At 64.4% G+C, this 19,206-nt stretch carries 17 protein-coding genes; 9 read left to right on the top strand and 8 right to left on the bottom strand.

All coding sequences use genetic code 11. The features are described from left to right. Positions 1 to 5 precede the first annotated feature (5 nt). From rpe to ASD12_RS24865, 3 genes are all read right to left on the bottom strand, one after another. Complete coding sequence (gene rpe / locus ASD12_RS24875; RefSeq protein ID WP_056592634.1) at positions 6 to 683, bottom strand: ribulose-phosphate 3-epimerase; 678 nt, start codon at positions 681 to 683, stop codon at positions 6 to 8. Between the two features lie 228 nt (positions 684 to 911). After that, positions 912 to 4,763 carry a DUF11 domain-containing protein gene (locus ASD12_RS24870; protein WP_056592631.1) on the bottom strand — a complete coding sequence of 1,284 codons (3,852 nt, stop codon included), beginning with the start codon at positions 4,761 to 4,763 and terminating at the stop codon, positions 912 to 914. Positions 4,764 to 4,773: 10 nt separating this feature from the next. Beyond that, the gene (locus tag ASD12_RS24865; RefSeq protein ID WP_082525668.1) at positions 4,774 to 6,735 is read right to left on the bottom strand and encodes a hypothetical protein; all 1,962 of its coding nucleotides are present in this window, start codon (positions 6,733 to 6,735) and stop codon (positions 4,774 to 4,776) included. A 490-nt stretch (positions 6,736 to 7,225) separates the two neighbouring features. On the opposite strand from ASD12_RS24865, the gene dnaK reads away from it, so the two are divergent. From dnaK to ASD12_RS24820, 9 genes are all read left to right on the top strand, one after another. Then, the gene (gene dnaK / locus ASD12_RS24860; RefSeq protein ID WP_056592624.1) at positions 7,226 to 9,142 is read left to right on the top strand and encodes a molecular chaperone DnaK; all 1,917 of its coding nucleotides are present in this window, start codon (positions 7,226 to 7,228) and stop codon (positions 9,140 to 9,142) included. Positions 9,143 to 9,355: 213 nt separating this feature from the next. Continuing rightward, complete coding sequence (dnaJ, locus tag ASD12_RS24855) at positions 9,356 to 10,486, top strand: molecular chaperone DnaJ (RefSeq protein WP_056592621.1); 1,131 nt, start codon at positions 9,356 to 9,358, stop codon at positions 10,484 to 10,486. Positions 10,487 to 10,654: 168 nt separating this feature from the next. After that, the gene (gene pmtA / locus ASD12_RS24850) at positions 10,655 to 11,260 is read left to right on the top strand and encodes a phospholipid N-methyltransferase PmtA (protein WP_056592617.1); all 606 of its coding nucleotides are present in this window, start codon (positions 10,655 to 10,657) and stop codon (positions 11,258 to 11,260) included. A 166-nt stretch (positions 11,261 to 11,426) separates the two neighbouring features. Next, the gene (locus ASD12_RS24845; RefSeq protein WP_056592614.1) at positions 11,427 to 12,023 is read left to right on the top strand and encodes an NADPH-dependent FMN reductase; all 597 of its coding nucleotides are present in this window, start codon (positions 11,427 to 11,429) and stop codon (positions 12,021 to 12,023) included. Next, a complete protein-coding gene (gene pyrF / locus ASD12_RS24840) occupies positions 12,020 to 12,733 on the top strand; it encodes an orotidine-5'-phosphate decarboxylase (protein ID WP_056592610.1) in 714 nt (237 codons plus the stop codon). The genes ASD12_RS24845 and pyrF overlap by 4 nt, the downstream gene beginning before the upstream one ends. Positions 12,734 to 12,760: 27 nt before the next feature. Further along, positions 12,761 to 13,048, top strand: a complete 288-nt coding sequence (locus ASD12_RS24835) for a DUF1330 domain-containing protein (protein WP_023762651.1) — start codon at positions 12,761 to 12,763, stop codon at positions 13,046 to 13,048. A 306-nt stretch (positions 13,049 to 13,354) separates the two neighbouring features. After that, positions 13,355 to 13,675 (top strand): helix-turn-helix domain-containing protein, encoded by a 321-nt coding sequence (locus ASD12_RS24830; protein WP_056592605.1) that lies wholly within the window; start codon positions 13,355 to 13,357, stop codon positions 13,673 to 13,675. Further along, the gene (locus ASD12_RS24825; RefSeq protein WP_056592602.1) at positions 13,672 to 14,154 is read left to right on the top strand and encodes an SRPBCC family protein; all 483 of its coding nucleotides are present in this window, start codon (positions 13,672 to 13,674) and stop codon (positions 14,152 to 14,154) included. The genes ASD12_RS24830 and ASD12_RS24825 overlap by 4 nt, the downstream gene beginning before the upstream one ends. A 2-nt stretch (positions 14,155 to 14,156) precedes the next feature. Beyond that, positions 14,157 to 14,573 (top strand): GFA family protein, encoded by a 417-nt coding sequence (locus ASD12_RS24820; RefSeq protein ID WP_056592598.1) that lies wholly within the window; start codon positions 14,157 to 14,159, stop codon positions 14,571 to 14,573. A 36-nt stretch (positions 14,574 to 14,609) separates the two neighbouring features. Here ASD12_RS24820 and ASD12_RS24815 read toward each other — a convergent pair whose 3' ends face one another. The 5 genes from ASD12_RS24815 to ASD12_RS24795 all read right to left on the bottom strand — a co-directional run bounded on the left by ASD12_RS24815 (position 14,610) and on the right by ASD12_RS24795 (position 19,042). Then, a complete protein-coding gene (locus tag ASD12_RS24815) occupies positions 14,610 to 15,683 on the bottom strand; it encodes a D-alanine:D-lactate ligase-like protein (protein WP_056592596.1) in 1,074 nt (357 codons plus the stop codon). Between the two features lie 125 nt (positions 15,684 to 15,808). Next, a complete protein-coding gene (locus ASD12_RS24810) occupies positions 15,809 to 16,684 on the bottom strand; it encodes an SMP-30/gluconolactonase/LRE family protein (protein ID WP_056592593.1) in 876 nt (291 codons plus the stop codon). Beyond that, positions 16,684 to 17,322 (bottom strand): 2-dehydro-3-deoxy-6-phosphogalactonate aldolase, encoded by a 639-nt coding sequence (locus tag ASD12_RS24805; RefSeq protein ID WP_056592590.1) that lies wholly within the window; start codon positions 17,320 to 17,322, stop codon positions 16,684 to 16,686. Before ASD12_RS24805 ends, ASD12_RS24810 begins: the two co-directional genes overlap by 1 nt. Beyond that, positions 17,319 to 18,278 (bottom strand): 2-dehydro-3-deoxygalactonokinase, encoded by a 960-nt coding sequence (locus ASD12_RS24800; protein ID WP_056592588.1) that lies wholly within the window; start codon positions 18,276 to 18,278, stop codon positions 17,319 to 17,321. Before ASD12_RS24800 ends, ASD12_RS24805 begins: the two co-directional genes overlap by 4 nt. Further along, entirely contained in the window at positions 18,275 to 19,042 is a 768-nt protein-coding gene (locus tag ASD12_RS24795) for an SDR family oxidoreductase (protein WP_056592584.1), read from the bottom strand. The genes ASD12_RS24800 and ASD12_RS24795 overlap by 4 nt, the downstream gene beginning before the upstream one ends. Positions 19,043 to 19,206: the final 164 nt, after the last annotated feature.

Below are 19,206 nucleotides of genomic sequence, written 5' to 3'. Positions count from 1 at the left end.
GTGAGTTAGCCGGCTGCGTTGTCGGCTGCCGTCCTGATCGCCTGGATGTTTTGCCGGTAGGCTTCGACACTGCCGCCTTTGAAAATGGCGGCGCCCGCCACCAGCACGTCGGCGCCGGCGGCGGTGACCAGCGGCGCGGTTTCGGCTGAAACACCGCCGTCGATCTCGATGCGGATCGGCCGGTCGCCGATCAGCGCCTTGACCCGCTTCACCTTGTCGACAACAGCCGGAATGAAGGCCTGGCCGCCGAAGCCCGGATTGACGGTCATGATCAGGATCAGGTCGAGCCGGTCGAGCACATATTCGACCACGCTTTCAGCCGTTGCCGGATTGAGCGACACTCCGGCCTTCTTGCCAAGGTTCCTGATGGTTTGAAGCGAGCGGTCGAGATGCGGCCCGGCCTCGGCATGCACGGTCAAGCCGTCGCAGCCGGCCTCGGCGAAAGCGGCCAGATAGGGGTCGGCCGGGGCAATCATCAGATGGCAGTCGAAGAAGGCCTTGGTGCGGTTGCGGATCGCCTTGATCACCGGCGGGCCAAAGGTGATGTTGGGGACAAAGTGCCCGTCCATCACATCCAGATGGATCCAGTCGGCGCCGGCCGCCGCCACCGCTTCGACCTCATCGCCGAGCCGGGAAAAATCCGATGCCAGTACCGACGGTGCGATCAAGGTCTTTCTGCTCATGGGTGCGGCCTTTCCGAGCGCCCTTTTCATCCGGCCACTCTGGATCGACTGCCTAATGCGCTCCAGCCGACTTGTCGAGTGCGCGGGCGCTGCACGGCCCGGGTGGCGTTGTGGCGTCTCCGATCGTGGTGCGGCCAATTTCCGCTTGCCCCGGAGCCATAAGAAAAACCCGCCGGATTGCTCCGGCGGGTTTCTGGGGCGGGTTTCTGTCTGGCGTCGAGCAGATGGTTATTGCTGCTGGAGGTTCAGGATTCTGTTTGGAACCGGATCCTGCTGCTGTTCGACCTGCGGCCTGCGCCGTGGCAGTACCTGCTGCAGCAGCAGGCCCGGGTTGAGCTCCAAAGACGGTTGCCCGCGGACCGGCCGGCAGTTCGGATACCGCCCGATCGTGCCTTCAGGGCAGCGCCGCCTGATGATCGGCTGGCATTGGCCATTGATCATCTGTGAGCCCGGTGCGCATTCCACCTCCTGCCTGGGCTTGCGGCATGCGCCGTTGATCACCTGCGTCCCACGCGGACAGACACATTCGCCGCGCTTGTTGTGGACCTGGCCGCGTATGTCGCACTGCTCCTGCGTTGGCTGCTTGCGCCGGCAGGCATTGCCCTGCACCTCGGTACCCCTCGGGCAGACACAATCGCCGTTGGCGTCATGGACCTGGCCACGGATCGTGCATTGCTCGGGCTTCGGCTGGATCGGGCGGCAGGCGCCATTGCGCACCTCGGTCCCTCTCGGGCAGACACACTCGCCGTCCGAATTCTGGACCTGGCCACGGATCGTGCATTGCTCGGGCTTCGGCCGGATCGGGCGGCAGGCGCCATTGCGCACCTCGGTCCCCCTCGGGCAGACACAATCGCCGTCCGAATTGTGGACCTGGCCACGGATCGTGCATTGCTCGGGCTTCGGCCGGATCGGACGGCAGGCACTGTCCCTGACTTCCGTACCCTTGGGGCAGACGCAATCGCCATCCGAATTGTGGACCTGGCCACGGATGGTGCACTGATCGGGCCTGTCGGTCCTGACGCATTTGCCGTTCTCAAGCCCGGTTCCGCGTGGGCAGACGCAGCGTCCGTCCTCGGTGCGGATCTGGCCTTCGAGCAGCACGCAGCGCGATGGTGGTGGCGGCGGCAGAACGTTGGTGCCACCGCCGGTGCACTGGCCGTTGCGGAAGGTTGTGCCTTCCGGGCAGACGCAGCGGCCGGCGTCGTTCATGACGAAGCCTGCCGAGCATTCCTTCTTCGTCTCCTGGCTGATGGTGAAGGGATGGCAGGCATAGGCCTTGCCGCGATCGCCCTGCACATTGGTCTGGTCGCCGCCAAGCACGTCGCCACCGCCTTGCACCCGCGTGTCGGGAGACAGGACGCCGACGCAGTTCTGGCCGCTGACGTTGCCCTGCAGATTGGCCAGGCGGCCGTCGTCGGGAATGACCACGGTGACATGATGCACCTGGCTTTCGCCTGCGCCGAGCGTCAGGTTGGCAATGCAGGACAGCGGCAAGGTTGCCGGTTCCGGCGAGCAGCCGAAGGGCGGATCGATCGACGTGATTTCAACGCCTTCCAGCCTGCCTAGACCCTCAACGCCGATCGCATCACCGATACGGACTGGACCCGAGAAGGGGGTCGTCCCGTCATTGGTGATGGTGATCTCGAACGAGCAGGGTTGGCCGAGCTTGCATTCGCGGTCGCCGGTCTTCTCAACACGGATGGTCGAGGTACCGCCGCCCTTGGCGCAGGCCTGGCCGATCGGATAGACGATGTCGTCGCCCGGGGCCGGACCATACGAACCGCGCGCGCAGTTCTCGAACGCGCCATTCGCCGAGACCGTCACGTCGAAGTGGCGGCTGGTTCCAGGTGTCATCACGGCACCGGGAATCTGGCACGACAGCGCATTGGCCGGAACCGGTCCGCACGCCCATTCCGCGCCGTCAGGGGTGACGGTCTGGATCTGGACGGGCGCGCCGCCGGCCACCAGCGTGGCGGCATCGTTGACCCGCACCGGACCGGTGGGGGCAGCGTTGCCAAGGCTGATGACGGTGATGCGGCAAGATACGACCCCGGCACCGGCGAGCGAGCCGTTGCACACCTTGGTGATGCGCAGGGTCGGCTTGCCGCCATTGGGATGACGGAAGCGTTCCTTGGCGCAGGCCTTGTTGTTGGTGAGGTCGACCTCACCGGGGATGGGCTTCACCGCGGCGCAGTTCTCCACCGCGTCAGACTGATAGCCGGCCGGCATAACCGCCTTGACGACGATCGGGGTCGAGGCGCCCGCGGGCAGCGAGATCCCCGCATTGTCGCAGCGGAACTGGCCGGGGCCGTTCGGTCCGCATGTCCAGGGCGGGCTCGGGCCAAAGGTCGAGGAGGACGGCGCGCCGCCCGGATAGCTGTCGATCACCGTCAGCGGCCCGTTATAGGTTGATGTGCCGTTGTTGATGATGTCGATCACGAAATAGCAGATGCCGTCGGCCGTGCAGACCGGGATACGGGCACGCTTCTTCAGGATCAGGTCGACCTTCTTTTCGACCGGCGGCCGACAGTCGCGGTCACGGTCGCCACGCCGGCAGATCGGGATCGCAGCACAGCCGCGATCGTTCGACTGGCTGCCGAACAGCGGCTTGCCGCTGGCCCCATAGTTGTAGGTGGCGCAGTTGCGCAGCACGGTGCCTTGCCAACCTCCGGCCGGCTTGAAGCCGAGCTTGAGATCGACGGAGGCCCCCGGATTGAGCGTGGTCACCGGATAGGTGCACGCCATCGGGGTGGTGCCGGGTACGCAGACCCAGGGCGGATTGGGTCCTGAATCAAGCGTCGAGCCGGCCGGCAGAGTCACCTCGTCGAGCACGATCGTGCCGTGGTAGGCGCCGGTGCCGACATTGGTGACCCTGATGGTGAAGTCGCAGCCGCCGCCCATCGTGCAACGCGTCACGTTGGCGCGTTTCTCGACCTTGAGGTCCGGTTCCTTGTCCTTGGGTGGGCACCTGAGGTCACGCGGGATGACGATGTCGATTGTCTGCGTGCAGCACAGGCCCCAGCCTTCCTTCGGACCGGCATAGGTCTCGATGCCGGTGACGATGAGGTGGATGACGTCGCCGGGCGATGCGCCAACGATCTTCCAGTTGAGGACACCGCCGCCCGCCGGCACCAGTTGGCTGTCGGGGATGATGGTGATGCCGGGCGTGGTCGTCGACACCTGCATCCATTTGCCGCCCATCTCCGGGCCGACCGGCATGTGGTAGATGAAGGCGCCGCCGCCGGGCACGCAGTCGACCGTGCCGCGTTCCACCTTGAAGCATTCCTTGCCGGGAGGTGGCGGTGGCGGGTTGCACTTGGTGACGTCGATCTTGATCGAGGTCTTCACGCCGGTCTTGAAGTCGCCGTCGTCGGGCTTGGTCGGATCCTGCGACGGGATGATGGTCCCCGTGCCCGGTCCGGCCGTCACCTTGATCATGCCCTGGTTGTCGACGACCGTCGGCGCGGGAAACGCCGCATGGTCGATCTTGGCGGTGATCTTGAAGGTGATGACGCGCTCGTTGGCAGCGCCGACGCCGTCGATATCGCTGGCGGAAATCCGGAAATCGGAAACAACAGCCGTATCGTTAGGATCGGCGGAGGTGCTGATCGTTGCGCCCGGCAATGGTCCGCCGGACGCATCCGTGCCGTCGCCGGACACGTTGACATTGACGATCGCAAGGCCATGCGGAAGCTGGTCCTTGAAGTCGAGTTGAAGTTTTTTCAGCCTGGCCACGAGGCTCGGGTCGGCAAAGCCTTGCGGGTCGCCGCGCAGGCCGAAGCTCAGCGAATAGACGACGTAGTCACAGCCTCGTTGAGTGCCTGTCTTGGTGAAGAAGGGTACGACCCGGTCGGGCCTCGGAGTGATGACGCGCGAACTGTCGAGGTCGAGCTTCAGCTCCGGGGTGATTGGGGCAGAGTCTTCCGCAAAGCCTTGCACCGGGGTCAGCATGGCGACCGCGATACCGGCCGCCATCAGCCAGCGCGCGCCGCGCCTGGCGTATGACAGGGGTTTCATGATCGTCTCCATGACGGTTGTTTGAGCGTTCGTCGCGAGCGGGGAGAGTGCGAGATTTTTCATCTTCCCCTCCTCAACGTTCGCAGCTGACGGCTGGGGTTCTGAGCGGCAAGGTCATCTTGCAGCAAGGGTAGTAACCACCCTTGTCCTTGTCGGACTTCCTGTAGAAGCAGAGCCCGACATCGACTGTGTCGCCCGGATAGTGGCCGGTGATGTCGATCGTGTAGGGCTTGCCGGGCGCATGCGACTGCCGGGTGGTTACCCCGACGCCTGGCGTCCTGGACTGGGCCTTGATCGAATCGCCGCCGACGCCGGCATGGTCATGGAGATAGAGATCGGCCTCGAGGCCGGAAGGCGTGCAGTAATACTGGACATCCTCGACATCGATGCACGGAGGCAGATTGCCGGGCGGTGGGAAGTCCGGCGGGTAGAAGGGGGGCAGGTAGCCGCCCGGGATTTCTTCATAATAGCCGGCGCGGCCCTCGCAAGGATGCCAGACGGCAACGTCGCCGACATGACCCTCGACCTCCGGGTCTTCAAAATAGCCGTCGAAATCGACGAACCAGGAGCCGAAGGGCGGCGCGTTGGCCAGCTTGACCAGCTCTTTCGGCGTGATCTGCACGCCATGCACGGCCAGCGGCCCGCCGGCGGCGAGCTGTTCGGCGAGAGCCGGATTGTCGCGCAGCTTGTCGCCGGTGTTGACCAGCGTCTGCGTGCAGACCGAGGTGTCGAGATTGCCGTCGCCGTCATAGCCATATTGCAGGTCGAGACCGCCGGCCGACTGCCTGAAACCTGGCGGGAAGCCGACCGCATATTCCTGCGGCATTTCCACCCAGACCGATTCGGTTGCCGGATCGTCCGGGTTCTCGCGCCAGTAGCGGATGACCTCGCCCTTGCCGGAATCGGCGAACTGACTGTAATCGTAGCGGTTCTCGACCGGGCCGCGCTGGGCCAGGTACATGAAACCGCTATTGTCGAAGGCGATATCGGTGACGGCGTAGTCCTTGTCGGCCTTGACCGTCAGTTCCCAGCGCGGGTCGCCGGCAAAGGTGCCGTCGCGGGCGATGCCCACCGACCAGATTTCCGACTTTTCGCCGACCGAGTAGAAGAGCCGGCCGCCATGATAGGAGACGGCCCAGATGCGACGCTCGTCCTGCGTGTAGCCCCAGCTGTCGGGGTCTTCGCTATCGAAGGCCGCGCCCTGTATGTCCATGATCGACCCGTCGTCGGCGACAGGAGCGAGGCCATGCGCGGGCCGGCCGGCGACGCCATGGTCGAAGCTGTCGATCAACCTGCCGTCGGCATCGATGCGATGGATCAGGCCGGTGTCGAGGTCGGAAGCAAAGAACTGGCGGTGGCTAGGATCGAAGGTGAGATTGCCGATGCCGGGACCGCTGTTGGTGTCGATGTCGGCGAATTTGGAGACCTGGCCGGTGAAGCCGTCGATCTTCCAGATGGTGCCCGGCCCGCCACCGTTTTCGGTGCCGAACTGGCCATCCATGAAGGTGGCGCCGGCCGCGCCGCGACGCTGCCGCTCGGGGCGACCGTCATCGTCGGCGTCCGGCGTAACGATGCGGATGCCGTGCAGCGAGGTGGCGCCGGCATAGAGATTGGGAATGCCGGAGGGGACGCCATCGCGCACGCCGTCATCATAGGTGACGCCGAACACCTGGCCGATCTGCTCCGCCGTCACCTCGAAAGGCGGCGGCGTGTTGACGAGTTGGCCGGAGGCTGGTCCGCCCAGATGCGAAACGTCGAACACGCGCAAGGTGGCGCGCGTGGGGTCGATGAAGGTTTCGTCGACCGGATCGACGCCGGGCGGCAGGCCCTCGTCGAAATTGGGAATGATGGTGCCGGAAAATCCGGTCACCGCCATCGAGCCGGGATAGATGATCTGGGTTTCCTGCGCCTGCGCGGCGCCACCCGGCCACAGGCCGGCGGCTAGCGCCAGCGCCAGCAATGCGCCGCCTGCATGCGCGGCACGACGCAAACGACCGTCAAGAGACGACACGAACGAGCCGCGGATGCGAGACATGACACTCCCCCCGTAGTCGACGGGAGAAACGTCCGGTCTGGCCGCGCAAATCAGGGCAAGGCGCGGTATTCCGGCTCGTTCTTCCCTGATCGAATTGTCTGCTTCCCTCGTTGTCACGATACGCCTGCTCTTACGCAGGGTCAACGGAATCAGCGGAAAGCCCAGCGCATCGACCCCGTCCCGAAGGCGGTGGTCGCGCCGAGCTCCTGTTGTTCCCGGAGACCGCGGAGTCTCTGGGTTATTGGTCATGGGGGGCTTCCTTTCCGGGCCGCACCATGCGGCACCTGGACATCAGTCGCGGGCGGAGGTGGAAAGGTTCATGGAAGCCTTGCGCAGAATGCTTGCGCGCGATGCCGCCTGTTCTTATATACGCGCCAAGCCGTTCGGTGCCGGAATGCCGGTTGCCGGAACGGGATTTCTTGTGAACAGGGGCTTTCGTCGGAATGCCTGTACGGGTCCTGAGAGCCTGCTTAGCGGAGAGACTAGAAAAATGGCAAAAGTAATCGGTATCGATCTCGGCACCACCAACTCCTGTATCGCCATCATGGATGGCAAGGAGCCGAAGGTAATTGAGAATGCGGAAGGCGCACGCACGACGCCTTCCATCGTCGCCATCTCAGGCGATGACGAACGTCTGGTCGGCCAGCCGGCCAAGCGCCAGGCGGTCACCAATCCTGAAAACACCATCTTCGCGGTCAAGCGCCTGATCGGCCGCCGGTATGACGATCCGGTGACGGAGAAGGACAAGAAGCTTGTCCCCTACAAGATCGTCAAGGGCGACAATGGCGATGCCTGGGTCGAAGCCGGCGGCAGGAAGCAGTCGCCCTCGCAGATTTCGGCCATGATCCTGCAGAAGATGAAGGAGACGGCGGAAGCCTATCTCGGCGAGAAGGTCGAGAAGGCGGTCATCACCGTGCCGGCCTATTTCAACGACGCCCAGCGCCAGGCAACCAAGGACGCCGGCAAGATCGCCGGCCTTGAAGTGCTGCGCATCATCAACGAGCCGACTGCCGCGGCGCTTGCCTATGGCCTCGACAAGAAAGAAGGCAAGACCATCGCCGTCTATGACCTTGGCGGCGGCACGTTCGACATTTCGGTGCTTGAAATCGGCGACGGCGTATTCGAGGTGAAGTCGACCAACGGCGACACCTTCCTCGGCGGCGAGGATTTCGACATGCGCCTGGTCGAGTACCTGGCGGCCGAGTTCAAGAAGGAACAGGGCATCGACCTGAAGAACGACAAGCTTGCCCTGCAGCGCCTCAAGGAGGCGGCTGAAAAGGCCAAGATCGAGCTGTCGTCGACCACCCAGACCGAAATCAACCTGCCCTTCATCACCGCCGACGCGACCGGGCCGAAGCACCTGACGCTGAAGCTGACGCGCGCCAAGTTTGAGCAACTGGTCGACGACCTGGTCCAGCGCACGATTGCCCCTTGCAAGGCGGCGCTCAAGGATGCCGGCCTGAAGGCCGGCGAGATCGACGAAGTCGTTCTGGTCGGCGGCATGACCCGCATGCCCAAGATCCAGGAGATCGTGAAGCAGTTCTTCGGCAAGGAGCCGCACAAGGGCGTCAATCCGGATGAGGTCGTCGCTCTCGGCGCCGCCATCCAGGCCGGCGTGCTGCAGGGCGACGTCAAGGACGTGCTGTTGCTCGACGTGACGCCGCTGTCGCTCGGCATCGAGACGCTGGGTGGCGTGTTCACGCGCCTGATCGAACGCAACACGACGATCCCGACCAAGAAGAGCCAGGTGTTCTCGACGGCCGAGGACAGTCAATCGGCCGTGACCATCCGGGTCTTCCAGGGTGAGCGCGAAATGGCCGCCGACAACAAGGCGCTTGGCCAGTTCGACCTGGTCGGCATCCCGCCGGCGCCGCGCGGCGTGCCTCAGATCGAGGTCACCTTCGACATAGACGCCAACGGCATCGTCAACGTCTCGGCCAAGGACAAGGGCACCGGCAAGGAACACCAGATCCGCATCCAGGCATCGGGTGGTCTTTCGGACGCCGACATCGAGAAGATGGTCAAGGACGCCGAGGCCAATGCCGAGACCGACAAGAAGCGCCGCGCGCTGGTCGAAGCCCGCAATCAGGCCGAAGCGCTGCTGCATTCCTCGGAGAAGTCGCTGAAGGAATATGGCGAGAAGGTTTCGGAAGGCGACCGCACGGCAATTGCCGATGCAATCACGGCGCTGAAGACCGCGACCGAAGGCGATGACGCGGCCGACATCGAGGCCAAGAGCCAGGCGCTCGCCGAGGCTTCGATGAAGCTTGGCCAGGCCATGTACGAGGCTTCGCAGAAGGAAGCGGCGGAAGCCGATGCCAAGGCGGACGCCGCCAAGGACAGCGATGTGGTCGATGCCGATTTCGAGGAAATCGACGAAGACGACGACAAGAAGAAGTCGGCCTGAACCGCTTGACGGCAAGATAGAGCGAAAAGCCCGGCGAAGGCCGGGCTTTTTTGCAACCCCTTGCAGAAAAACAGCGGGCCTTGGCTGAAAAAATGCAGGCAAACCGGCGTCGACACTGGCATCCCGCTTCCATCGCACCTAAATCGGAACGGCAATGCCGGCAAACGACGCAACAATGCTTCAAGACGTTGAGCATCCGGACAGCGGGAAAAAATGAAAGCTGATTTCTACGAGACGCTGGGCGTGCAAAAGGGCGCCGATGAGAGGGAGCTCAAGAGCGCTTTCCGCAAGCTCGCCATGCAGTTCCACCCCGACCGCAACCCCGGCGATCATTCCTGCGAGCACAAGTTCAAGGAAATCAACGAAGCCTACGAGACGCTGAAGGACCCGCAGAAGCGTGCGGCCTATGACCGCTTCGGCCACGCGGCCTTCGAGCAGGGCGGCATGAATGGCGGCGCGCAAGGCTTTGGCGCCGGCGGCTTCGCCGACATCTTCGAGGATATTTTCGGCGACATGATGGGCGGGCGCCAGCGCCGCTCGTCGGGCGGCCGCGAGCGCGGCGCTGACCTGCGCTATAACATGGAAATCACGCTGGAAGAGGCCTTTGCCGGTAAGACCGCGCAGATCCGCGTGCCGGCGTCGATCTCCTGTTCGGAATGTTCGGGCAGCGGCGCCAAGCCCGGCACCCAGCCCGTCACCTGCTCGATGTGCAACGGCCACGGCAAGGTGCGCGCCACGCAAGGCTTCTTCTCGATCGAGCGGACCTGTCCGCAGTGCCAGGGGCGTGGCCAGACCATCAAGGACCCCTGCCCGAAATGCGCCGGCCAGGGCCGCGTCACCGAGGAGCGTTCGCTGTCGGTCAACATCCCGGCCGGCATCGAGGACGGCACCCGCATCCGCCTTGCCAATGAAGGCGAGGCCGGCCTGCGCGGCGGGCCATCGGGCGACCTCTATATTTTCCTGGCGGTGAAGCCGCACGAGTTCTTCCAGCGCGACGGCGCCGACCTCTATTGCAAGGTGCCGATCTCGATGACGACGGCGGCCCTTGGCGGCTCCTTCGAGGTGACGACGCTGGACGGCACCCAGACCAAGGTCAAGGTGCCGGAAGGCACCCAGAACGGCCGCCAGTTCCGCCTCAAGGGCAAGGGCATGCCGGTGCTGCGTCAGCCCAATGTCGGCGACCTCTACATCCAGACCGCGGTCGAGACGCCGCAGAACCTGACCCGCCGCCAGCGCGAACTGCTGGAGGAGTTCGAACAGCTCTCCTCGCAGGACAATTCGCCCCAATCGAGCGGCTTTTTCGCCCGCATGAAGGATTTCTTCGAATCCTTCGGCGAGCGTTGATGCAAGTCGCCCGGCAGCGGAACCGGCCTGCGCCGCGAAAATCCGTGACCCGGGCAACCCCTTGAGACGCGACGAAAGTTATCTTATCCACGACATGTGTCCGGCCGCGCCTTGCCTTGCACCGCTCAGGTGTTAAGTAACTTGCGGGGAGCGCTGAGGAGAACTTGCATGACACGTGGCCCTGGACTGCGAAAGGCGCTTGTCGAAAAGTTCGACGACGAACTCAAATTCTTCAAGGGCTGGATCGACAAGCCGAAGACCGTCGGCTCGATCGTGCCGACCAGTTCGATCACCGCCCGCAAGATGGCTTCGATCGTCAATCCGAAATCCGGCCTGCCGGTGCTCGAGGTCGGTCCCGGCACCGGCGTCATCACCCGCGCCATCCTCGCCCAGGGCGTGCGGCCCGAAAACCTCTACGCGGTCGAATATTCCGCGGATTTCGTCCGTCACCTGCGGCGGCTCTATCCCGGCGTCAACGTCATCGAGGGCGACGCCTTCAATCTCAACGCCACGCTTGGCGACAAGAGCGGGATGGTCTTCGATTCCGTCGTTTCCGGCGTGCCGCTGCTCAACTTTCCGGTCGCCCAGCGCATCGCCTATATCGAGAGCCTGCTCGACCGTATCCCGGCCGGACGGCCGATCGTGCAGCTGACCTATGGCCCGATGTCGCCGATCCCGGCCGGCCGCGGCGACTACACGGTCAAGCATTTCGATTTCATCTTCCGCAACATCCCGCCGACGCAGCTGTGGATCTATCGCCGCGAGGCCCATTAGTTCCTCGGCGCGGGGCTGTTCGCCTATCACTTCGTCATCCACGGGCGGAGCAAGGAGCGTAGCGACGCGGCGCAGACCCGAGGATCCCGGCTTCGCTCAGGGATGACGAAGTTGGCGTTGATTTGAGCGGGCCTTGGCTGTACCTGTCCGGGAACAAGGGTGGCCAATGGCAGTGATCCCGAAAATCCTCGTCTTCGCCGGCTCGGTGCGCAGCGGCGCCTATAGCGGCAGGACCGCCGACGTGGCGCAGAAGGAACTTGCGATGCAAGGCGCCGAGGTGACCCGCATCTCGCTCGCGGACTATCCCTTGCCGATCATGGACGAGGATCTGGAAAAGGAACAAGGTGTTCCCGAAAACGCCCAGAGACTCGGCCGTCTGGTGATCACCCATGACGGGTTGCTGATCGCCACGCCGGAATACAACGGCTCCATACCGCCGCTGCTCAAGAACACGATCGACTGGGTAAGCCGTGTGCGCAGGGATGCCGGCCGGCCGGTCAGGCCGCTTGCCGGCAAGGTCGCCGGCCTCTGCTCATCCTCCAACGGGCACTTTGCCGGCATCCGTTGCATCAACCATCTGCGCGCCGTGCTGGTACGCTGCCAGATGGAGGTGGTGACGCCGGAATGCTCGGTGCCCGAGGGCGGCGAGGCCTTCGACGAGGACGGCCATTTCCGTGACGAAAGACTGCACAAATCGATGGAGCACCTATGCCGCACGCTGATCGAAACCTCGCGCATGCTGTCCACCCGGATCGCGACATGATTGCCGGCACCTTGCAGGCCCAATCCATGCAGGAAAGACTGATCGTCGGCCTCGACGTGCCGACCGTGAAGGAAGCCGAGCAGGCGGTGCGCGAACTCGACGGCGTCGTCTCCTTCTACAAGATCGGCTACCAGCTTGCCTTCGCCGGCGGGCTCGATTTCGCCCGCGAACTGGCCAGCGGCGGCACCAAGGTCTTCCTCGACATGAAGCTGCTCGACATCGACCACACCGTGGCCAAGGGCGTCGAGAACATCGTCAGGATGGGCATGACCATGCTGACCATCCACGCCTATCCCAAGGCGATGGCGGCCGCGGTGGAAGCAGCACGCGGCAGCAACCTTTGCCTGCTTGCCGTCAGCGTGCTGACCTCGATGGACGAGCAGGACATGATCGATGTCGGCTATGAGTACGACCCGCATACGCTGGTGCTCAGGCGCTCCGAACAGGCACTGCATGCCGGCATGGGCGGCATCGTCTGCTCGGCCGCGGAGGCCGAAGCGGTGCGCCGCATCGTCGGCCCCGACATGGCGGTGGTGACGCCGGGCATCCGTCCCACGGGCAGCGACCATGGCGACCAGAAGCGCGTGGTGACGCCGGGCCAGGCAATCCGCAACGGCTCTAGCCACCTCGTCGTCGGCCGCCCGATCATTGCTGCGGCCAACAAACGAGAAGCGGCAGAAGCCATCCTTGACGAAATGCGCTCGGCATAATCCAAAAAACGACTTCGGAGACAAGACATGCCCAAGGGATACTGGATCGCTCGCGTCGATGTGCGCGACGCCGAAGGCTACAAGGACTATGTCGCCGCTGCCAAGCCTGCCTTCGAGCGCTTCGGCGCGAAATTCCTGGCGCGCGGCGGCGAACATGAAAAGGCCGAAGGGCCCGGCCGCGCACGCAATGTCATCATCGAGTTCGAATCGCTCGCTGCCGCACACGATTGCTACCACTCGCCTGAATACCAGCGCGCCGTCGCCATCCGCCAGAAGGTCGCCGATGGCGAGATCGTCCTGGTCGAGGGCGCCTGAGGCCCACCGAACCATTCCGAAAAGTGGCATCCGGTCTTCACCGGATACGATGCTCAAGACCGGAGAGAACCTGGCGGCGCTTCAAGCGAAGCCCCCGCAGGTAGACTTCCCGTATCTTCGCCCCGCGCCTCCGTGGCGACCTGCCAAGTAGCAGGCGCCAGCCCGCGGAGCGTTGACGACGCGCGGCTTGTCGAACGACCGACTGTCCGAACAGCCTTCGCTTTGAGCCATTGCGACGCCGGGCTGACTGCCGCTTGACATGCAGGTATTTACCTGCATATTGCGATCTTACAAACGAGCGAGATCATGGACGCCGACAAGGTTTTCAAAGCGCTGGGCGACCCGACACGCAGAAGGCTGCTTGACCTTCTGTGTGAGCAGAACGGGCAGACGCTCGGCCAGCTTTGCGAAAACCTGGACATGGCCAGGCAATCCGCCACCCAGCACCTCGACCTGCTGGAGGCGGCCAATCTGGTGAGCACGGTCAAGCGCGGCCGCGAAAAGCTACATTTCATCAACCCCGTACCGCTGCACGAAGTCTACGAGCGCTGGGTGCGGAAATTCGAACGGCAGCGGCTCAGCCTGCTGCACGACCTCAAGCAAGAACTCGAAGGAGAGGACCAATGACCAGAGAGACGACCAGCTTTGTCTACGTGACCTATATCCGCTCGACGCCGCAGAAGGTGTTCGAGGCCATCATCAAGCCTGATGTCGCAAGGCGCTACTGGGGCCACGAGAACGTCTCCGACTGGAAGGCGGGATCGAAATGGGAGCACATCCGCGCTAATGACGAACGGACCGTCGAACTCGTCGGCAAGGTCGTCGAGATCTCGCCGCCGACCCGCCTCGTCATCACCTGGGCCAACGCTTCGCAGGCCGACGATCCGTCGAAAACCAGCCGCGTGACGTTCGCCATCGAGGAATACGACACCATGGTGCGGCTGACCGTCTGCCATGACGAACTCGAGGCCGGCAGCGGCATGGCGAAGGGCGTCAGCCAGGGTTGGCCGGCCGTGCTGTCGAGCATGAAATCCTTCCTGGAAACCGGAAGCGGCATCGACCTGTTCGCCAAACCGAAATCAGCCCTGATCGCAGCGGGAGCATGACAATGACCAAGCGCTATACCGGCGGCTGTGCATGCGGCGCGATCCGCTATGAAACCAGCGGCGAGCCCATCTTCCAGAACCACTGCCAATGCATCGATTGCCAGAAGCGCTCAGGCACGGGCCATGGATCCTATATGACCTTCGGCCGGCGCGCCGATATGGCGATCACCGGCGAGGCGAGCACTTGGCGGGCGGCGGGCGCCAGCGGCAATGAAAAGATCCACGCCTTCTGCCCGACCTGCGGGACGCCGGTCTACCTGACATTCGTCGCCATGCCGGAGTTCATAGCGATCAACGCCACCAGCCTTGACGACCCGGACCAGTTCAATCCGCAGGCGGTCACCTATACCATCCGCGCTCATGCCTGGGACAAGATGGATCCGTCCTTGCAGGCGTTCGAGCGAATGCCTCGGGGATAAGGCCTGCTGGTCGGTCTGCGATCTGCCGTGGCGCCATTAAACGCGACACGCGTGGCCGATCAGCCGGCTCGCCGCGGTTTCGGCCATGGCATCGGCCAGATCGAGACCCCATTGCTGGCGGCAGTAGGCGCGGAAATCGAAGCAGGGCAGGCCGGGGCAAACCTCGAACTCGATGAGATGGACAGTGTCGTCGGCCTCGACCCTGAGATCGATGGAAAACACATCGCGCAGGCCGAGCCGGCTCATCAGCCGCTCCGCGATGGCACGAATCCTGGCGTCGGCGGCCGGCTGGCTGTCGGCAACCGCGACGAGTTCCGGTTCGGCGTAGTGTCCCGCCGCTTTCGCTGCCTCGCCAGTGTCGCCATAGAGCGCCAGGCTATCCGCCATGGTCTGGAAATCGGCGCCTGAATCGACAAAGGCCACGCCAAGCGCTTCGACCCCGGCGCCAGGCACCAGGCCGAGAAAACTGCCGCGCACGTTGCGGCCGGCGACATAGGGCTGGACGACGACATCATCGCGATAGGCGGCAAAAACGCGCCGGCTGAGCTCCAGCGCGTGGCTGAGGTCGGCCACATGCGAATCCGGCCAGATGCCGATCTTGGCGCCGAGCCGGTTGGGCTTGACGAACCAGCCGGCCGCAGAGGCCGGCGGATCGACCAGCCACTTGCCGTCGCGTGCAAGACCGGCCTGCGGCACCGGTAGGCCGAGCGCGCCAAGCACGGCGCCGGAACGGAACTTGTCCTGGCAGAGCGCGAACAGCGCATCGTCGGCGCCGATCGTCTTGAAGCCGCCCAGTCGCGCCAAGGCGGGCGCCGCGCCGCCGCGGAAATAGGCGATGCCGTCGGTCAGCGTCCAGACCAGCGTTGTGCTGGGATGCTCGCCGGCGAGCACGCTCGCGGCGTCGTCCAGCGCCACCGGCGTGAAAGACAGGCCGCGTGCCTGGCAGGCCCGGCCAAGCGCCCCGAATTCGAGAGCGAGGTCCGTCGACTGCGCCAGATAGGATGCGATTTCGGCAGCGCGCTCCGGTGCATGACCGTCGGCGACCAGACGGTCGAAGCAAGCCTTCTCCGGCTCATAAACGAGGATCAGTCTTGGCCTGCGGCTCGGCATGAGGTGAACGATTCCCGGCGGTACGATTGCCTACCATCGCACGGTGAAGGCAATCGGCTCCCGCGAAACCGACCGGGTCGGACGGATGCGTGACAACGCATCGCCGACGGGCGGCCACAGTTCAATCAGGCGATCAGCACGCGCGGTTCGAAGCGGCCGTTGACGGGGATGTCGAGCAGGAAGGTCATGCCCGCCTGCGGATCGATCTGACGCTGCTTTTCGTCCTTGCCCTTCCAGGCGGAAGTGACGGCCAGACGATCGGCTTTCCGGCCGACAAAGGCCGGGCAGGACGGCTGCGTCACCGGTATCGGGATTTCGCGCAGCAGCGCGCCTTCAGGCGAATAGGCCTTGACCACCTTGCCGCCCCAGACGGCGTTCCACAGCACGCCGTCGCGGTCGACGACCGAGCCGTCGACATAGCCCTTGGACGAGCGGTGATCGACGAACACCTTCGGCTCGCCCGCAGGCAGGCCGGTAGCCGGGTCGCAGGCGACGCGCATCAACAGGCCGGTCGCGGTGTCGGTGTAGTAGGCGAGTGCGCCGTCTTCAGAAAAACAGATCGAATTGGAGACGGTGATGTCGGAAAACAGACGGCGAAGCTCGCCCTTGAAGAACCAGTAGATCGAGCCCGCGCCCTTGCTCTCGTCCTTGGCCATCGTGCCCACCCAGAATGCGCCGCAGGGATGGACGCGCGAATCGTTGGAACGCGTGAGCGCATTGTCGGCTTCAACAGGTGTGTGCAGTGTCAGCTTGCCTGTCGCCGCGTCGCGTACGTGCAGGCCGGTCTCGGTGGCGATCAGCTGGCGCTTGTCGTCGATGACGGCGATGGCGCTGGCCATCTGGCCGAGGTCGTGGATCTTCAGCGAACCGGAGGCGACGCCCTGCTCCAACAAAAGGCCGTTGACGATGTCGAACCAGAACAGCGCATCGGTGGCGGGATCGTAGCTCGGCCCTTCGCCGAGCTGGCAGATGTAATCGGAGAAAACCGAAACCTCGCTCATCATGCTTCCCCGAACACCGCGTCCCAGGCCGTGACCGCGGCGTGCGCGCGGGCCGCCACGTCGTCGACGCTCATGCCCGGTTTGAACAGGCTGGAGCCAAGTCCGAAGGCCGTCACGCCCGCCGCCTTGTAGCCGGCAAAGTCTTTTTCAGAGACGCCGCCGACGGCGCCGACCAATGTCTGCGCCGGCAAGACCGCGCGCATCGCGGAAATGCCGCCGGCACCCAGCACGCTCGCCGGGAAGAATTTCAGGGCCGAGGCGCCGAGCTTGATCGCCAGGAAAGCCTCGGTCGGCGTGAACACGCCGGGCATGGTCACCATGCCGTAGTGCATGGCGCGCGCCATCACCTCGGCATCGATGTTGGGGCTGACCAGCAACCGCCCGCCTGCCTTGTGCAGGCCATCGACATCGGCTGGTGTCAGCACCGTGCCAGCGCCAACCAAAGCGGTTTTCGGAAGCACTTCGACGATCCCAGCGATTGACGAAAACGGCTCCGGTGAGTTCAGCGGCACTTCGATCGCCTCGATGCCGGCGTCGAACAGCGCCTGCCCTATGGCGATCGCCTCAGTCGGCTTGAGGCCGCGCAGGATGGCGACCAGCCCGCGCTTGAGCTTGGGGAAAGGTGCGGTCTGGCTCATCGGGTTGCTCCAATTCTGGCGATCATGCCGTTCTCGCGCGCCGCCTCGACGAGACCGGCGCGCACCGCCTCGTCGGCGTCGACATTCCGGACCTCAAGCCCGGCAAGACCAAGGGCGGCCTGGTAGAGCGCGGCCAGCGCGCCGGAGGCAACCAGCACCACGGGTTCCGCTCCGGCGCCGTGGCGGCGGCTGGCAGAGGCGATCTCGCCGCCGATCAAAAGGCCGGACAGGCAGGCTGCGGCATCGTCGGCTTTCAGGTCCTGCAGCAGGCCGGCGGCGCGGATGGAAAACAGCCGCGAGGTGACATCGCCGCCTTCGCCCAATGCGGTTTCGCACCAGCGGTGGAAGAACGGATTGTCCGATGTGACGGGCTTGGGATGTTCGCCGAGCAAATGGCGCAGGATCGAATGCGCGGCAAGCACCGAGAACAGCTCGCCGGTCGGCCAGGTGCCGAAGCCGGCAACGGCGCCGTCCTCGACCTGCACCCATTTCGAATGGGTGCCGGGCATGCAGACCAGTTGGCGTCCCTTGGCCGGCAGGCCGGCGCCGGCAAGCTGGGTTTCCTCGCCGCGCATGACGTCGGGCGCGTCAGTCAGCCGCTGGGCAAGACCCGGAACGATGCGGATGTCACGGCTCTGGCCGGGCACGCTGGCGGCACCCGCCAGGATGGCATCGATCGGCGCCGGCACGGTGACATAGGGCGCTTCCAGCCAGCCCTGACGAGAGCCGGCCATGCCGCAGATGATGACGGGCAGCGCCTCCGGTGCTCCCATCGCCGCCAGATGCCCCTCGAGAAGTGTCGAAAAGCCTTTCTGCTGCGCGGTGATCAAGCCATCATCGCCGCGGCGTTCGGCAAGCACCTTGCCTTGCCCATCGATCAGCCAGACGCGCATGCGGGTCGTGCCCCAGTCGACTGCGGCTACCGCCGGCGCGTTGCCGGCAAACTCTGGGCTCACAAGAAACCTCCATCGACGATCAGCATCTGCGCCGTCAGCATGCGCGAGGCGTCCGAGGCGAGGAACAGCACGGTGCCGACGATGTCGTCCGGCTGCATTACCTGCTTGATGCACTGCTTGGCGACATGGGCGGCAAGCGCCTCTTCGGTCACCCAGAGCTCCTTCTGCCGCTCTGTGATCACCCATCCGGGCGCAATGGCGTTGACGCGGATACCATCGACGCCGAGCTTGCCGGCCAGCCCCTTGGTCAGACCCAGGATGCCGGCCTTGGCGGCCGTGTAGGACGGCATGTCGGGGTGGTTGATCAAGTAGGATGTCGAGGTGAAGTTGATGATCGAGCCGCCGCCAGCCCGCTTCATGCCCGGCGTCACCGCTTGCGCGGTGAAGAAATGCGGCCGCAGATTAATGGCCTGGTTGTTGTCCCAGAATTCGACCGTCACGTCTTCGACGGCGTGGCGTTCGTCCCACGCGGCATTGTTGACCAGCACGGTGACATCGCCATGCGCCTCGGCGGCCTTCGCGGCGGACACTCGCAGGGTCTCGACGTCGCGCAGGTCGGTCTTGAGATAGAGCGGCCGCTTGCCGAATTCTTTTTCGATGCGGTCGGCAAGGGCCGTGCTTGGGCCATCGGCGATGTCGATGAAGGCGACATTGGCGCCCTGGCGCACAAAACCCTCGGTCAGTGCCGCGCCAATTCCGGAGCCGCCACCGGTAATCAGCACCGAGGCTCCTTCGAGGTCGGCAAAATGCGCCGATGGCATCATCGTTCTTGTCTCCCAGCGCATGACCCCGAAAATCGGATCGATTTTCGGAAAGGGATCATGCGCAAAATGTAAATTGCTACAGCGTCCTTTGCGCGTCCAAGAGGACGCGCGGCGCTGTAGTCGTGACCGGCGCGCATCCTAGCCACGCAAGGCGCGCGGGCAAG

It is taken from the genome of Mesorhizobium sp. Root102, from assembly GCF_001425625.1.
Lineage (GTDB): Bacteria > Pseudomonadota > Alphaproteobacteria > Rhizobiales > Rhizobiaceae > Mesorhizobium.
This window is presented reverse-complemented; position numbering and strand designations above follow the sequence as displayed.

Excerpts from the sequence above, each read along its gene's own strand:
- ASD12_RS24845 (WP_056592614.1), top strand. The coding sequence starts at position 11,427 with ATGGCAGTGATCCCGAAAATCCTCGTCTTCGCCGGCTCGGTGCGCAGC.
- ASD12_RS24870 (WP_056592631.1), bottom strand. The coding sequence starts at position 4,763 with ATGAAAAATCTCGCACTCTCCCCGCTCGCGACGAACGCTCAAACAACC.
- ASD12_RS24795 (WP_056592584.1), bottom strand. The coding sequence starts at position 19,042 with ATGATGCCATCGGCGCATTTTGCCGACCTCGAAGGAGCCTCGGTGCTG.
- ASD12_RS24805 (WP_056592590.1), bottom strand. The coding sequence starts at position 17,322 with ATGAGCCAGACCGCACCTTTCCCCAAGCTCAAGCGCGGGCTGGTCGCC.
- ASD12_RS24815 (WP_056592596.1), bottom strand. The coding sequence starts at position 15,683 with ATGCCGAGCCGCAGGCCAAGACTGATCCTCGTTTATGAGCCGGAGAAG.
- ASD12_RS24830 (WP_056592605.1), top strand. The coding sequence starts at position 13,355 with ATGGACGCCGACAAGGTTTTCAAAGCGCTGGGCGACCCGACACGCAGA.
- pmtA (WP_056592617.1), top strand. The coding sequence starts at position 10,655 with ATGACACGTGGCCCTGGACTGCGAAAGGCGCTTGTCGAAAAGTTCGAC.
- ASD12_RS24825 (WP_056592602.1), top strand. The coding sequence starts at position 13,672 with ATGACCAGAGAGACGACCAGCTTTGTCTACGTGACCTATATCCGCTCG.
- dnaK (WP_056592624.1), top strand. The coding sequence starts at position 7,226 with ATGGCAAAAGTAATCGGTATCGATCTCGGCACCACCAACTCCTGTATC.
- rpe (WP_056592634.1), bottom strand. The coding sequence starts at position 683 with ATGAGCAGAAAGACCTTGATCGCACCGTCGGTACTGGCATCGGATTTT.
- ASD12_RS24810 (WP_056592593.1), bottom strand. The coding sequence starts at position 16,684 with ATGAGCGAGGTTTCGGTTTTCTCCGATTACATCTGCCAGCTCGGCGAA.
- dnaJ (WP_056592621.1), top strand. The coding sequence starts at position 9,356 with ATGAAAGCTGATTTCTACGAGACGCTGGGCGTGCAAAAGGGCGCCGAT.
- ASD12_RS24820 (WP_056592598.1), top strand. The coding sequence starts at position 14,157 with ATGACCAAGCGCTATACCGGCGGCTGTGCATGCGGCGCGATCCGCTAT.
- ASD12_RS24865 (WP_082525668.1), bottom strand. The coding sequence starts at position 6,735 with ATGTCTCGCATCCGCGGCTCGTTCGTGTCGTCTCTTGACGGTCGTTTG.
- pyrF (WP_056592610.1), top strand. The coding sequence starts at position 12,020 with ATGATTGCCGGCACCTTGCAGGCCCAATCCATGCAGGAAAGACTGATC.
- ASD12_RS24835 (WP_023762651.1), top strand. The coding sequence starts at position 12,761 with ATGCCCAAGGGATACTGGATCGCTCGCGTCGATGTGCGCGACGCCGAA.